The 14,742-nt window shown below is 32.6% G+C and carries 12 protein-coding genes; 6 read left to right on the forward strand and 6 right to left on the reverse strand.

Annotated elements, in window-relative coordinates; translation table 11 throughout:
- Positions 1 to 16 precede the first annotated feature (16 nt).
- The 3 genes from rluF (at position 17) to ABGB03_RS10885 (ending at position 2,871) form a co-directional block, all read left to right on the forward strand.
- A complete protein-coding gene (gene rluF / locus ABGB03_RS10875; protein ID WP_347922542.1) occupies positions 17 to 769 on the forward strand; it encodes a 23S rRNA pseudouridine(2604) synthase RluF in 753 nt (250 codons plus the stop codon).
- A 74-nt stretch (positions 770 to 843) separates the two neighbouring features.
- Positions 844 to 1,266 carry a VOC family protein gene (locus ABGB03_RS10880; protein ID WP_347922543.1) on the forward strand — a complete coding sequence of 141 codons (423 nt, stop codon included), beginning with the start codon at positions 844 to 846 and terminating at the stop codon, positions 1,264 to 1,266.
- Between the two features lie 12 nt (positions 1,267 to 1,278).
- Positions 1,279 to 2,871 carry a M1 family metallopeptidase gene (locus ABGB03_RS10885; protein ID WP_347922544.1) on the forward strand — a complete coding sequence of 531 codons (1,593 nt, stop codon included), beginning with the start codon at positions 1,279 to 1,281 and terminating at the stop codon, positions 2,869 to 2,871.
- Between the two features lie 329 nt (positions 2,872 to 3,200).
- Here the strand turns inward: ABGB03_RS10885 and ABGB03_RS10890 are convergent, their stop codons facing one another.
- The 6 genes from ABGB03_RS10890 to ABGB03_RS10915 all read right to left on the reverse strand — a co-directional run bounded on the left by ABGB03_RS10890 (position 3,201) and on the right by ABGB03_RS10915 (position 10,806).
- Positions 3,201 to 3,626 (reverse strand): hypothetical protein, encoded by a 426-nt coding sequence (locus ABGB03_RS10890; RefSeq protein WP_347922545.1) that lies wholly within the window; start codon positions 3,624 to 3,626, stop codon positions 3,201 to 3,203.
- Positions 3,627 to 3,668: 42 nt separating this feature from the next.
- Positions 3,669 to 5,405 (reverse strand): alpha/beta hydrolase-fold protein, encoded by a 1,737-nt coding sequence (locus ABGB03_RS10895; protein WP_347922547.1) that lies wholly within the window; start codon positions 5,403 to 5,405, stop codon positions 3,669 to 3,671.
- Positions 5,406 to 5,499: 94 nt separating this feature from the next.
- A complete protein-coding gene (folD, locus tag ABGB03_RS10900; protein ID WP_347922548.1) occupies positions 5,500 to 6,378 on the reverse strand; it encodes a bifunctional methylenetetrahydrofolate dehydrogenase/methenyltetrahydrofolate cyclohydrolase FolD in 879 nt (292 codons plus the stop codon).
- Between the two features lie 122 nt (positions 6,379 to 6,500).
- Complete coding sequence (ffh, locus tag ABGB03_RS10905; protein WP_347922549.1) at positions 6,501 to 7,832, reverse strand: signal recognition particle protein; 1,332 nt, start codon at positions 7,830 to 7,832, stop codon at positions 6,501 to 6,503.
- Positions 7,833 to 7,995: 163 nt separating this feature from the next.
- Positions 7,996 to 9,990 (reverse strand): hypothetical protein, encoded by a 1,995-nt coding sequence (locus tag ABGB03_RS10910; protein WP_347922550.1) that lies wholly within the window; start codon positions 9,988 to 9,990, stop codon positions 7,996 to 7,998.
- Between the two features lie 84 nt (positions 9,991 to 10,074).
- Positions 10,075 to 10,806, reverse strand: coding sequence for a hypothetical protein (locus ABGB03_RS10915; RefSeq protein WP_347922551.1), 732 nt, complete (start codon positions 10,804 to 10,806; stop codon positions 10,075 to 10,077).
- Positions 10,807 to 10,910: 104 nt separating this feature from the next.
- Here ABGB03_RS10915 and ABGB03_RS10920 point away from each other — a divergent pair, with 104 nt between their 5' ends.
- From ABGB03_RS10920 to ABGB03_RS10930, 3 genes are read left to right on the forward strand one after another with little or no spacing between them, the layout of a single operon-like run.
- Positions 10,911 to 11,426 (forward strand): RNA polymerase sigma factor, encoded by a 516-nt coding sequence (locus ABGB03_RS10920; protein WP_347922552.1) that lies wholly within the window; start codon positions 10,911 to 10,913, stop codon positions 11,424 to 11,426.
- A 53-nt stretch (positions 11,427 to 11,479) separates the two neighbouring features.
- A complete protein-coding gene (locus ABGB03_RS10925; protein ID WP_347922553.1) occupies positions 11,480 to 12,382 on the forward strand; it encodes a FecR family protein in 903 nt (300 codons plus the stop codon).
- Positions 12,375 to 14,687 carry a TonB-dependent receptor gene (locus ABGB03_RS10930; protein ID WP_347922554.1) on the forward strand — a complete coding sequence of 771 codons (2,313 nt, stop codon included), beginning with the start codon at positions 12,375 to 12,377 and terminating at the stop codon, positions 14,685 to 14,687. Before ABGB03_RS10925 ends, ABGB03_RS10930 begins: the two co-directional genes overlap by 8 nt.
- Positions 14,688 to 14,742: the final 55 nt, after the last annotated feature.

Here is a 14,742-nt window from a genome sequence, read left to right on the forward strand (position 1 = left end):
ATAGTACTTTTGTCTAATGGAAGAAAAGTTAACCCGACTCAATAAATATTTAAGTGAAGCTGGTTTCTGCTCTCGACGAGCAGCCGACAAACTTATTGAAGAAGGTCGTGTGACCATTAATGGATTAGTTCCAGAAATGGGAACCAAAGTCACAGAACAAGATGTTGTTGCTGTTGATGGTGAACTTATTAAAAACAAAGACGTTGAACGCACCTATTTAGCATTTAACAAACCCGTTGGTATTGTTTGTACCACAGATACAAGCGTTGAAAAAGACAACATCATCGATTATATTAATTATCATAAACGTATCTTCCCAATTGGTCGTTTAGACAAACCAAGCGAAGGTTTAATACTCCTAACTGATGATGGCGATATCGTTAATAAAATTCTTAGAGCCAGCAACAATCACGAAAAAGAATATATTGTAACGGTTGACAAACCAATTTCGCAAACCTTTGTTAATAGGATGTCTGGTGGAATTTTTATTGAAGATTTAGGTCAAACAACAAAAAAGTGTAAGGTTAAAAAAATAAACTCGCATACCTTCAGTATCATTCTAACGCAAGGTTTAAACAGACAAATTCGTAGAATGTGTGAGTATTTAAATTACGAAGTACAGACTTTAAAACGTAGTCGTATTATGAATATAACCTTAGATGTCCCTGTTGGAAGTTATAGAAATCTCTCAACCGAAGAGCTAAAAACACTTAACAATTTGTTGAGTGATTCAACAAAAATCCATAATTCTAGTTCAAAAAACTATTAGTAAATAGTATTACTCTACTTGAAAAAGTGATTGTATTCGACAAAAAATGTAAATTTACGCTATAAACGAAATCAATGACACAAATTTCTCCTTTTCACTTGGCAATCCCTGTATGGAATTTAGACATTTGCAGAACATTTTACAGAGACACTCTTGGTTGTGTTGAAGGACGTAGTAGCGACCATTGGGTAGATTTTGATTTTTTTGGACACCAATTAGTGATTCATTACAAAGAAAAATCTAAAGAGGCTGTACACACTAATCCAGTGGATGGTAAAAATGTTCCTGTTCCTCATTTTGGAGTTATACTTCCTTGGGATACATTTCAAACCTTCGCTGAATCATTAAAAGCAAAAGGCATTGAATTTGTTATTGAACCTTATATTAGATTTGAAGGTCTTGTTGGCGAACAAGCAACGATGTTTTTTTTAGACCCTTCAGGAAATGCTTTAGAGTTTAAGACCTTTAAAGATATGAGCCAACTATTTGCTAAATAATTAATCCTTGCCATGAAAAAATCCATCCTCCTATTAGTAGTTTTATGTTTGAGTTTATCATCCTTTAGTCAACGTGTTTACACAGATTATGGCGCTATTGACATTCAAAAATACGAGTTCCATATTTCTGTAAATGACGATAATAATGACATACAAGGAGAAGCTAAAGTCAACCTCATCGCAACCTCAAATTTAGAGAGTTTTAAATTAGACTTAGAAAATACCGATGAGACTAATAAAGGAATGATGGCAACCTCAGTTTCTGAAAATGGGAATCCTGTAACATTTGAACATCAAAACAACGTACTTACCATTTTTAGCAATGTAAATTCTGGTGAGCAAAAAACATTTACTATTACATATCATGGCGTTCCCAAAGATGGATTAGTGATTTCTAAAAATAAATATGGCGATCGTACTTTTTTTGGCGATAATTGGCCAAATAGAGCACATCAATGGTTACCAACAGTAGACCATCCTTCAGATAAAGCCTTGGTAGAATGGCATGTTACAGCACCTTCACATTATCAAGTTGTTGGTAATGGCATCCAAGTTGAAGAAACCGATTTAGACAACCAAAGCACCTATTATGTTTGGAAAACAGAGGTTCCAATTCCTACTAAAGTAATGGTCATTGGTATTGCACGTTTTGCAGTGCAGCATATTGGTGAAACTAATAACATTCCTATTTCATCTTGGGTATATCCACAAAACAAAGACGCAGGTTTTTACGATTATGCCATGGGAAAAAACATTATTAATTTCTTTATAGAACATGTTGGCCCTTATCCTTATTCAAAATTGGCGAACGTACAGTCTAAAACACGTTTTGGTGGTATGGAAAATGCGAGTAATATTTTCTATTTTGAAAACTCAGTTAGTGGTGAGCGTAAAATTGAAAACCTCATTGCTCATGAAATTGCTCACCAATGGTTTGGTAATTCGGCTTCGGAAAGTGATTGGACACATGTTTGGTTAAGTGAAGGATTTGCAACCTATTTCACCAACTTATATGTTGAAAAAATGAAAGGCAGAGACGCATTTCTTGAATTAGTTAACGGAAATCGTGATGCGGTTATTAAATTTTCTAAACAGCAGTTTACCCCTATTTTGGATACACAAACCAAAAGCTTAATGCGATTATTAAATGCTAATTCTTATCAAAAAGGTGCTTGGGTTTTACACATGTTACGTAAAAAAGTAGGCGATGTGCCGTTTTGGAATAGCATTAGAGCATACTACAAAAAATATGCTCTGAAAAACGCCTCAAGTGATGATTTAAAAAATGTGTTTGAAGAAATCACCAAACAAGAATTAGATGCTTTTTTTGAGCAATGGTTAGAAAAACCAGGACACCCAATTTTAAAAACCTCATGGAAATCTAATGATAAAACACTAACGTTTAATATTGAGCAAACTCAAAAAACTGATGTAGTCTTTGCGTTTCCAATAGAGTTAAAACTTGTATATGAAGATGACTCTTCTGAGGTTGTGACTTTATCTGTAAAAGATAAAAAAGCCTCAGCCAAATTAGATGTAAAAGGAAAAGTTAAAGAGATAGTTATTGACCCAAATTCTTGGTTGTTGTATGAGAGTGGAAATTAAACTAGAGTTTATTCAGACTAATGAAAGAATAAATAATAAGTCAATATCCCTGTCATAATAAATGAAATAATGTAGATAAAAAATTCTTTCCGTAGTTGAGTTTTAGCTTTCTTACGTATTTCAATTTTTATCAACTCTAATTTTTTAGGGTCAATTAAATCTAAATTCTTTTCGGATATAGTTTGTTCTTTATGAGTGTTTTTCAAACTATTTCGCCAAATTTTTTTCTCCCTTCTTTCTAATTTCTTTCGACGCAACTCCTTGAATCTTTGGTTATGAGCACTCAGTCGTCCGTATGTACCATCAATTGACATAGTTTATCAAATTAGTTATTTTAGTTTTATTTCTTTTAAATTTATTTCAAATAAATTTCCAAATCCTTCATCTTCCACAATCTTAATTTCAACATCACTCCAATTTAGTTTTTTAGATATTTCTATATCATTACCATCCTCATTTATAATGAAAACTATAAGGAGGTTATCTCTACTCCTTTTATAAAATTCTAATAATTTATTAGAATTATCGTAAAGATGTGAATTTAAATGAGAGGCTGTTTCTTTATTGATTTCATCCACATCAATATCTACTTCAATAAATGCCACATTTTCACTTCTGTCAACCACATTATGAAGAAACATTATTGATGGGAGTTTTATTTTTTTAATTTTATGTGTTTTAGATTCAATCTTTCCAACGTATTTTATTCGGTAAATTCCACAAGCTTGCGAAAAACTTGTATGAATAAAAAGCATCAAAGTGAGAATTGCAAATATGTATTTCCGTTTAATCATAAATTACTTATACCTCCAACTAGTCAAATCAGCACCAGTTGGTGCGCTTTCAGCAATACGCTTCATAATTTTTGGCACGTACATACTATTGTAACGTAATCTAGAAATAGCATTTGGATTTTCTTGATCGCCATTCCAACAATGCTCGGCTCTGTCTCCATAATCCACTTCGCCAGCATAATAAGGGTCTGTAGTGCTTTCAAGAAAATCTTCCATTAAATACACTGCATTGTTTAGATAATAGTTATCCATATCGCCACAGTAAATATGTATTTTCCCTTTAAGTTTCTCTCCTACTTTATCCCAATCGCGTTCTAAAATATGTCGTAAATCGTAATTCTCTTTCCAGTATTCAGCAACTTCATGGTTAATGTCGCCTGTGACTTTATCCCAGAGTCTTACAGGATACCCATCGTCACCTTGAGGCGAATACGTAGCTTCCCAAATATCATATTGTCCTCCTGAACGTGTTTTATCTCCCAATACTAGCTCCAAATGATTAGACTCTCTCACCGTAGAACTTATATTTCCTAAATAATCTCTACGTCCTGGAACTTCTACTTTTTTATGTTTACCACCAACATAATACGCATTTTCATCCTCATAAATATTAGTTAAGCAATAGGCTGCAAAATCAATTGGGTCAGGACATGCTGCAAAACAACCGTTATACTCATCAGGGTATTTTACTTGAACAGCTAAGGCTTCCCAACCTCCTGTAGAGCCTCCATACAAAAATCGCGACCAACCTTCGCCTTGACCTCTAAACATTTCTTCGATATACGGAATTAACTCATACGTCAAAGCATCACCATAAGGTCCTTGGCTCGCAGAATTTACTGCATACGAATCATCATAATATGGTGTTGGATGCTGGATTTCTATAATTAAGAAACGTGGAAAATCTGGTTCATTCCAGCGTTTGTAAAAATCGTAAGCCTCTTGTTGTTGAATAATATTGTAACCATCTAAATCAAATCGTTCAGAATATACAGGTTCTAGATTTTCATCAGGTGGTGTGGTTCTAAATCCTCCAAAATCAGATGGAAAATGTCCTTGAAACACCATAAGTGGATATTTGGCTTCAGGATGTTCATCAAATCCTTTTGGCAACAAAACGTGAGCTCCTAAATACATATCTCGTCCCCAAAATTCAGACAGTAATTCTGATTTCATGGTAATATGCTTAATCCATTCAGTATCTTCTGGTGGCACGATTTCTGGAATGACATTATCCATAACTATCTCAAGATCTTTAATTCCTTCTTCAGTAACCTCAACCTGAATTGGCGTGCTATATAAATTTCCTGGTGAGCGATTCCACTGTTGTCCTTCGCCATTATCCATTGGTAATTTTACCGTATGCCCTGTTGATAAATTAAACGTTTCATAGGTATGTAACACTGCCTGCGCATAATAAATTCCAGATGCCATATCGCCTAAACTTTGATATGGGAATCCTGAAATAGTTTGATCGAACTTCACTTTCTCGTTTGGTGCTAAACCATCAACATTCATCCCAAAAATGGGCTGCGCATTAAGACCTTCACTTACTTGAAAACGTGGTTCACGTTCATTATTATCAGCAAATACTAAGAGTAATCTTCCGTCGAGAGGTTGGCTGTTAGCATCATTAGAAAACGATACATTAACTGCTACAGAATTGGCTTTTTTAGCAGTTGTTTCACAATTGAAAACAAGAAAACATAATGATAGGGACAGGATTTTAAATAGTCGCATAAGAACACCTTTTTAATTTGTAAAAAAGGTACTCATTTTTTTTGAGAGGGAAAAACACTAAAAAGACACTTCAACTGAGCTTAGAGTGATATTATTATTTGCTGCGCATTTCTCTTGCTAGCAAGGTGTTTTTTAAAAGCATCGCAATTGTCATTGGCCCAACACCTCCAGGAACTGGAGTTATATAACTAGCTTTTTTACTCACGCTTTCAAAATCCACATCACCAGCAAGTCTGTAACCTCGTTTTTTTGTGTCATCTGGAACACGCGTAATACCTACATCAATGATAACTACACCATCTTTAACCATATCTCCAGTTAAAAACTCTGAAATACCTATGGCTGCCACAATAATATCAGCACCACGAGTAAAATCAGCAAGGTTTTGTGTACGACTGTGTACTACAGTAACCGTAGCATTTCCAGCTTTACGCTTTTGGCTCATTAAAATACTCATTGGACGACCAACAATGTGGCTACGTCCCATAACTACCACATTCTTTCCAGAAGTTTCAACATTGTAACGTTCTAGCAATTCTAGAATTCCGAATGGTGTTGCTGGTAAAAATGATGGTAAATCTAATGTCATTCTTCCTACGTTTGTTGGATGAAATCCATCAACATCTTTATCTGGGTCTACTGCCATTAACACTTTTTGCTCGTCAATATGTTTTGGCAAAGGCAATTGTACAATGAATCCATCGATATTATCGTCATTGTTTAAATCATTAATGTGATTCAATAGCTCTTCTTCCGTTGTTTCTTCAGGTAAATCAATTAATGTAGAATCGAATCCTATACGCTCACAAGCTTTAACTTTAGCTCCAACATAAGTCATACTAGCACCATCAGTTCCAACTAAAACAGCAGCTAGATGAGGCACTTTTTCACCATTAGATTTCATTTTTGCTACTTGTTCAGCAATTTCATCTTTAATATCGTTACTAACTTTTCTACCGTCTAGAATTATCATATTTTTCTTAAGTTTAGAGTCAGTACTGATTTACGAATCATCACTCGCAAAGTCGCAAAGACACAAAGTTTATATTCTAATAATTTTCACTGCCAACTTTAAACTGAGACTGCTCACTCAAACTAACGTGGCATATTCTTCATCATTTGCATCATTTTCTTTCCACCGCCTCCTTGCATCATCTTCATCATCTTACTCATTTGGTTGAATTGCTTTAGCAATTGATTTACTTCCTGAACTGATGTTCCTGAACCTTTCCCTATACGCTTTTTTCTACTTGCATTTAATATTGATGGTGTTGAACGCTCTTCTGGTGTCATTGAATGTATAATTGCTTCAATTCCTTTAAAAGCATCATCATCAATATCGACATCTTTCATCATTTTTCCAGCACCAGGAATCATTCCCATAAGGTCTTTCATGCTACCCATTTTCTTAACTTGTTGAATTTGCTTTAGGAAATCGTCGAAACCAAATTGGTTTTTGGCAATTTTCTTTTGAAGCTTTCGTGCTTCTTCTTCATCAAATTGTTCTTGAGCGCGTTCTACCAAAGACACAACGTCTCCCATTCCAAGGATTCGTTCTGCCATACGAGCAGGATAGAACACATCGATAGCATCCATCTTTTCTCCTGTACCTATAAATTTAATAGGCTTATTTACAACAGATTTAATTGATATTGCTGCTCCTCCTCGAGTATCACCATCTAACTTTGTTAAAATAACACCTTCGAAATTTAGAACATCATTAAAAGCTTTTGCTGTATTAACAGCATCTTGACCTGTCATAGAGTCGACTACAAACAATGTTTCCTCCGGTTGTACTGCTTTATAAATGTTAGAGATTTCGGTCATCATCGCCTCATCTACAGCTAAACGACCTGCGGTATCTATAATTACTACATTAAATCCGTTAGCCTTCGCATGAGCGACACCTGCTTTTGCAATGGCTACTGGATCATTATTTCCACGATCACTAAATACCTCAACATTAATTTGTTCTCCAACTATATGTAATTGGTCTATCGCAGCAGGACGATACACATCACAAGCGACCAATAACGGTTTTTTAGTTTTCTTGTTTTTTAAATAATTGGCCAGTTTACCAGAAAATGTGGTTTTACCAGAACCTTGTAAACCAGACATTAAAATTACTGATGGTGCTCCTGAAAGATTTACACCCGCAGCATCACCACCCATTAATTCGGTTAGTTCGTCTTTAACGATTTTAACCATTAATTGCCCTGGTTGCAATGTTGTTAATACATTTTGACCTAGAGCTTTTTCTTTTACTCTGTTAGTAAACTCTTTTGCGATTTTAAAGTTAACATCGGCATCTAAAAGTGCTCTACGAACTTCTTTTAAAGTTTCTGCTACATTTACTTCGGTAATACTACCATGTCCTTTTAGGACGTGAAGTGCTTTATCTAACTTATCGCTTAAATTATTAAACATATTCTACTTATAATTTTGAGAACTGCAAATTTAATAATTTGAAGCATATAATAGAAGTTATAGTACTATAAAAAAGGGCTGCAATAAAATTGCAACCCTTTTTCTCTAACCAATAACTAAAAACAACTAAAGCTTATGTGTAAGCTCGTATATCTTTACGTCTTTACAGACATTCTCTTTCTATAATTAATTCTACATTATCATTAACAAGTATCATACGTTCAGCACCACATTCAACAACAACCCAGTCCTTATTAAATGGCTCGAAAGGAGCAGCTATTTGACTAATGCTTATTACTACACCTGTTCCAGTTCCTGCGTTTGTTGACCATGTACCAACAGTTTCATTTCCATTACTATCTTTTATTACTAAATCTTGATTAGCATTAAAATAGAAATCGTAACCGTTAAAATCGTTACTACTGTTAATCGCTACTGGTACCCAATGACAATTAGCCTCTACTAAATATGAGTCAATCATTTCCTCTGTACAATCGTCACTACAATCTTCTACATAAAGTACTGCGAAGAAAACTTCGTATCTAGTTGTTCCTGCTAGAGTAACTCTAACCCAAAGAGGTTGTTGATTATTCGTGTTTGTATATTCAGATGGTAAAGCATTATCATTATTATGAGCTTCACTTTCACTTAAATGGAATGTAACTTCTACATCATCATTTGAACATTCATCATAAACCTCATTTAAATTGAATGTTGCAATTCCGTCAAACTCTACGCCATCTTCACAAATAACTACATCTCTGTTTTCGAAACAATCAAAAGGATTATAGCATTCTTTTTCAAAAACTATATAATGATTCTCACGTATTACTTTAATTCTATTGTCATCACATTCGTAAACCTTCCAATATCCAGAAAAGTTATCATATGGTGCTGGTAAGTCTAAAATTAATTTAATAGCATAATCTGTTAGTGCAACTTCCCATGTTCCAGTAATAGCGCCTGAAGCAGGATTGGAGTCCTCCATAGTTAAAGTTCCATCTTCTGCAAAATTAAACTTCCCTAAGGCTCCGCTACTATTTAAATTTGTTCCTGCATACCATGAGCAGTCTTTTAAATATCTTTTTATTTCTTGAGCTGAGCAGTCTGGTTCATCTTCACAACGTTGCTTAAGAACCATTGTAGTATCACTAGTTCCAGCAATATCACTTTCTCTTACAAGTTTAAATCTGTCGTCATCACATTCTTCTATTAACCACTCTCCACTCAAATTTTCATTGAAAGCGTTTAATTCTGTGATTTTTAAGACAATTCCATCATCAGTTTCTCTTGTATTCCAAGTTCCGTATATAGATGTTGAACCATCTGGATTAATTACTTTTAATTGTCCATTTTCTAGGAAGGCAAGATGGTAAGGTCTTAAATGATCGTCACCATTATATCTAAATATTTTCCAATAACATTCCATTAAGTATTCATCTACTTCATCTATATCGCAATCATCTTCTTGATCACACATATCTTCTGCTTCATTAATCACACGTTCTAATTCTTGATTGTTATGCACTTCTACTGTTTCACCATTAGCATAAACCATTTTAACTGGAAAATTTAAACTTGCTAAAATAGCTTGTTCAGCATTTTCTATTCTTTCCATGAATTGGTAAAGTTTTCTATCATTTTCTATAACAACTGTTTCAATAACTTGAAAATCTGTATTATAAATTGAGAATGAAATAGGGTAAACAAAATCTACACATTCAATAACTTCTTCATTTTCACATCTATCAATAAAATTTTCTAATTGGTCCATGTTTTCGATAACCACTTCAGTATGGTCATTCAATACAATGGTAATAGGAAAGATGAATTCTAACGTATCGTCGTCGTCACTAAATTCTTCAAAAACATCTCTAATAAAATCTAAGTCTTCTTCAGTAGTAATTGTAATAGTAATTCCATTTACAATAATAGTAACGGGTAAATTTACAGATAAGCAATTAGCGCTATCCATAATATCATCTGTTGTACCATCATTAGAAGATGTAGACATCATCAAGTTAGCCAAGGTAGATTGTGGAGCAATAACTTGATTCTCACTAGGTCCTGTGATTTCAATAACTTCATCTTGACAAGAAGAAAAAGTTAAAAGGGCAAAAAAGGCTAATAAAAGCGTGTAATTAAATTTCGTTTTCATAATGTAGGTTTTTGTTTTACTTCAATTTTCTTATAAAACAACTAAACTTTAAAAACTCCTACCTTGAAACTTCTTTTTTTTTATTTAGTACGTAAAACTTAAATCATCTATAACGGCTTCAGAAAACTCTCCACCATATTCTGCCAGATTTAATTTTCCAATATTCATTACAAATTGAATATATGCTATTTCATAATCTTCTTCAGGAAAGTCATTGATATCTATTTCAAAAGACGTAAAAGTAGTTGTTGGTGTAGTAACAATAAACTCTCTAGAATTTTCAGGAAATAAACCAGTTACTAGCTGAGAAGTTTCAATAGCATTTAATCTTTTAGAAAAATAAACTTGAATTTTCAAGGTGTCAACTCCCTTATCTAATCCATTGGACTTATTAGAGCCTTTAAACTTATAGCGCCCTTTTATTTTTTTAGGTTTCAATTTTAACTCAAACTTAGTAAAAACACTATTTCGACTTTCTGTAGCCCAATCACCATCACCTCTTTTTAAAAAAAGAGCAGTTCCATTTGCATCGCTTCCTGTATACTTATTTACAATGCCTACTCCTGTTTGAGCTCTTCCAATGATGTTAACAATTGATTCTTGCCAATAGACCAGAGAATCTTTTATGTATTCCTTACCGCTTAATGTTTTCTTAGGTATTGAAACCCAATCTTCAAAAAATCCGTTAGGAATGGTTTCATTTACAACAGGCAGTTTCATATCATCATCTGTTGAGCATCCAACCATTAAAACTCCAACAGTAATAACTCTTACGTATCCTAAAATGTTACTCCAATTTTTTTTTCTTTTTTTCATAATTAACCTTTAAATAATTTAATTTTTAAATAAAAACAGTTAAGTCAAAAAAAAACCTACCCTCAAGCTTCTTTTTTTTATTTTTACCGCATCAAGATATGTTAATGGCTAAAGAAATAAGCGATAATATTTGCGACGAACATTTGTTTTCAAGTCTATTTGAAAAACACTCAAAAAATCTACACGACTTTTTATATTATAAGTTTGGTGAACATTTTAATCCAAAGGATAAAGTACAAGAAGCATTTATTAAACTATGGGAACATTGTGGTAAAGTCACACCTAGTAAAGCAAAATCTTTTTTATTTACTGTAGCTAATAATTTAATGCTAAATGAAGCATCACATCAAAAAGTGGTTTTAAAATATCAAAAAACGAAACCAAAAACCCATACCAATGAAACTCCCGAATTTATTTTAGAAGGAAATGAATATATGGATAAACTCCAAAAAGCCATTGGAAATTTAAGTGAAGCACAGCGTACTGCTTTTTTACTTAATAGAGTTGAAGGAAAAAAACATAAAGAAATTGCTGTGCTTTTAGATATTTCTCAAAAAGCAGTTGAAAAACGAATTTATGGTGCGCTAAAAAAATTACGAGAAAGTATTAAAGAAATTTAAAAACAAGGTAGGAGTTTTTAAAAGTTGATTGTTATATAGGTGTAATTAATATTATGGAACGCAAAGGATTAATAAAAAAATGGTTAGATAACGAGTTAAATCCTCAGGAACTTGAAGCATTTAAAAAGCTTGAAGACTATAAGGAATTAACGACGCTTTCAAACAACCTTACACGATTTAAAGCTCCTGAATACAATGTTCAAGAAGAGCTTAATAGTGCGTTGCAGAATATTAGTACTACTAAAAAAGAATCCAAAACGCATTGGTTACGTCCAGTTTTAAGAATTGCTGCTATTTTAGCAATTTCTTTTTCGGTGTATTATTATACAACAACTCTAGATACCAATTTCACTACCCTTGCTGCACAAAAAACAACTATTGAACTTCCAGATGCTTCAAATGTATCGTTAAATGCTATGTCAAGTTTAGCGTTTAATGAAAATCGTTGGAGCAAAAATCGGGATGTAACTTTAAAGGGTGAAGCATTTTTTAAAGTTGCAAAAGGATCTACTTTTAATGTAAAAACAAAACACGGTATAGTTACCGTTTTAGGAACAGAATTTAACGTAAAGCAACGTGACAATTATTTTGAAGTAATTTGTTACGAAGGCTCTGTTAAAGTAACTCATAATAGTGACATTGTAATACTTAAACCAGGAAATAGCTTTTTAAAAATTGATGGGAAATTAATTGCTAAAGAAAAAGAAAACTCATTACATCCTTCATGGATCAATAATGAAAGCTACTTTAAAAGTATGCCTTTCGAGTACGTAATTCGTGAGTTCGAAAGGCAATACAATGTGTCTATAAACCCTCAAAACATAAATGTAAAACAATTATTCACAGGAAGTTTTAGCCATAACGATATAGAATTGGCTTTAAAATCTATAACTTTACCTTTAGATGTAAAGTATAATTTTAAAAATAAAACTATCATAGAATTATCACGTGACTAGAACAACTTTAAGTTTTCTATACATTGTTTTATTTTTCTTTAGTTCTTTGACGGTTGCTGCTCAAATTAATAAAGAAACAATTCCTCTTGTTGCCTTTTTAAAGCAAATAGAAACTGCGCACAATGTTACATTTTCTTATGCTGATGCCAATTTAAAGGATAAAACTATTGTATTACCTTCTTCTGGATTATCACTTACTGAAGTGTTAGATTATATTTCTGCCAATACAAATCTTTCTTTTGAAACATTAGACAACAAAATTTTAATTATAAAAAAAGAAGCACAAAAACCATCAAAATCTTTTAAAACACAATACTTAGAAGAAGTAGTCATAAATAATTATTTAACCAAAGGTATTTCATTAACTAATGGTGGTTCTACAACCATAAAACCTGAATCATTTGGGATTTTACCAGGGCTTATAGAACCCGATATTCTACAAACAATACAATCGCTTCCAGGGGTTATTAGTGTTGACGAACGTGTGTCTAATGTAAATATTCGTGGAGGCACCCATGACCAAAATTTGATGCTTTGGGATGGTATAAAAATGTACCAATCTGGGCACTTTTTTGGTTTAATTTCTGCCTTCAACCCTTATCTAACAGAAACTGTAAGTGTATCAAAAAATGGAACAAGCACTATGTATGGTGATGGTGTTTCTAGTGTCATTGATATGCAATCTTCAAATTCTATTAGCAAAAAAGCATCAGGTGGAGGTGGTTTTAATTTTATTAACGGTGATATGTTCGCTAAAATCCCCTTAAATAAAAAAACAGAAATACAACTTTCGGCAAGGCGTTCTTTAACCGACCTTATCGCTACACCAACCTACGATCAATATTTCAAACGTATTTTTCAAGATTCAGATCTAACGAACAATCAAAATAATAGTACAGTCTCAAAAGATGAGCATTTTTATTTTTACGACACAACTCTAAAGGTGCTTTACGACCTTTCAGCAAAAGATAAATTAAGAGCTAATTTTTTAAATGTTTTTAATAGTCTAAACTACAACGAACAATCAAGAATTAATGATGTAGACGAAGAATTAAAAAGCAAACTAACTCAAAGTAATTTAGCTGCTTCTATAGATTACACTCGAGATTGGAGTTCACAACTCTCAACATCTGTTCAAGTATATGTATCAAAATATAATTTAGATGCTACTAATTTTGACGTCATAAATAACCAACGACTTATACAAGAAAACCAAGTGTATGATAATGGTATTAAAACTCAATTAAATTATCAATTTAACGACAACTTAAAATTAAATAATGGTTATCAATTTTCTGAAGTTGGCGTGAGCAATTTAGAAGATGTAAACAATCCTATTTTTAGAAGTTATATTAAAGAAGTGATACGAACACATTCACTTTATAGTGAATTAGACTTTGCTGCAAATTCACAAAGCACCAAACTAAAAGTTGGTGTTCGTGGTAATTATTTCGAGAAATTCTCGAAAACACTTTTTGAACCTCGTTTTAGTTTCAATCAACGCTTTTTAAATAATTTTAGATTCGAAATATTAGGTGAATTAAAGAGTCAAACCACATCACAAATTATTGATTTACAGAATGATTTTTTAGGTATTGAAAAACGTCGTTGGGTGTTATCAAATGACACGAATATTCCTATTATAAAAAGTAAACAGATATCAGCTGGAATTAGATATAATAAAAACAGGCTATTACTAAGTGCTGATGCATATATGAAAGAAGTTAATGGGATTACTACAAGAAGTCAGGGATTTCAAAATCAATATCAATTTGTAAATGCTATTGGTAATTATCAAATTAAGGGTGTAGATTTTTTAATAAATAAACAATATTCCAATACGAGTGTTTGGTTAAGTTATTCATTTAGTAAAAACAATTATGTTTTTAAAGATTTAAACCTTGGTAACTCTTTTCCAAATAATATTGATGTAACTCATGCTCTTACCTTTGCTGGCACATATACTATCACAAATTTCAAATTTGCTTTAGGTTTTAATTGGCGAACTGGAAAACCTTACACAAAACCAGATGCCAATAATCCTAACACTAATAATACTATAAATTACGCATCACCAAATAGCAGCAATATTAAAGATTACTTAAGAACCGATTTTTCTACAACCTATACCTTTAAAGTATCTTACAATGCTAATGCTATTGTTGGGTTTTCATTATGGAATTTACTTAACAAGAAAAACACCATTAATGCATATTATATCATTGATGACGAAGACAACATCTCGAAAGTAGAAAATTTATCCCTTGGAATTACACCAAATTTCAGCTTCAGATTACATTTTTAGTGCTTTGAAATTCATTTTAAAAAACCTAAATTAGCTTGCCTTTTATTTATTGAGA

Source organism: Pontimicrobium sp. SW4 (assembly GCF_039954625.1).
GTDB lineage: Bacteria > Bacteroidota > Bacteroidia > Flavobacteriales > Flavobacteriaceae > Pontimicrobium.